Origin of the sequence: Mesorhizobium sp. M0207 (genome assembly GCF_040321995.1) — a bacterium.
In the GTDB taxonomy this organism is placed as follows: domain Bacteria; phylum Pseudomonadota; class Alphaproteobacteria; order Rhizobiales; family Rhizobiaceae; genus Mesorhizobium.
In genome coordinates this window covers 1-802 of sequence record NZ_JAMYSQ010000075.1, presented here as the reverse complement: position 1 = coordinate 802, position 802 = coordinate 1, and the positions used below count along the sequence as shown (strand labels likewise).

The window sequence follows — 802 nt, the reverse complement described above, 5'->3', positions numbered from 1 at the left end:
CCAGTCGCCGACCAGAGGTATGGCGGTGAAGAAACCGGTGATGACGGTGGCGCCCCAGAAGCTCATCTGGCCCCAGGGCAGCACGTAGCCCATGAATCCGGTCGCCATCATCAGCAGGTAGATGATACAGCCGAGGATCCACAGCAGCTCGCGCGGCGCCTTGTAGGAGCCGTAGTAGAGCCCGCGGAAGATATGGATGTAGACGGCGACGAAGAAGAACGACGCGCCGTTCGAATGCAGGTAGCGCAGCAGCCAGCCCGAATTCACGTCGCGCATGATCTTTTCGACCGAATCGAAGGCGAGAGTGCTGTCGGCCGCATAGTGCATGGCCAGCACGATACCGGTCAGGATCTGCGCCGCCAACATAAGCGCAAGGATGCCGCCGAAGGTCCAGGCATAGTTCAGGTTGCGCGGCACCGGATAGGCGATGAAGCTGTCATAGACCAGCCGCGGCAGCGGCATGCGGGAATCGAACCAGCGTTCGATACCGGTCTTGGGCGTATAGGTCGAGTGTCCCTCGCTCATCGAAATATCCCTTGCCTCAGCCGATACGGATCTTGGTGTCGGAAACGAATTGAAACACCGGCACCGCCATGTTCTCCGGCGCCGGTCCCTTTCGGATGCGGCCGGCCGTATCGTATTGCGAACCGTGGCATGGGCAGAACCAGCCGCCGAAATCGCCTTCCTGGCCGAGCGGGATGCAGCCAAGATGGGTGCAGACCTGGACCATCACCATCCAGGCTTCCTTGCCCGGCGTGGTCCGGTTGGCGTCGGTTGCCGGCGCGTCGGCCGGCAGGTTGGC

At 62.1% G+C, this 802-nt stretch carries 2 protein-coding genes; both read right to left on the bottom strand.

The genetic code is table 11. The annotated features are described in order from the left end of the window. Positions 1-525, bottom strand: a 525-nt coding sequence (locus tag NKJ15_RS32905) for a cytochrome b (protein WP_352819855.1), incomplete at its 3' end; no start/stop codon positions are given. A gap of 16 nt (positions 526-541) precedes the next feature. Then, positions 542-802, bottom strand: a 261-nt coding sequence (gene petA, locus NKJ15_RS32900) for a ubiquinol-cytochrome c reductase iron-sulfur subunit (protein ID WP_352819853.1), incomplete at its 5' end; no start/stop codon positions are given.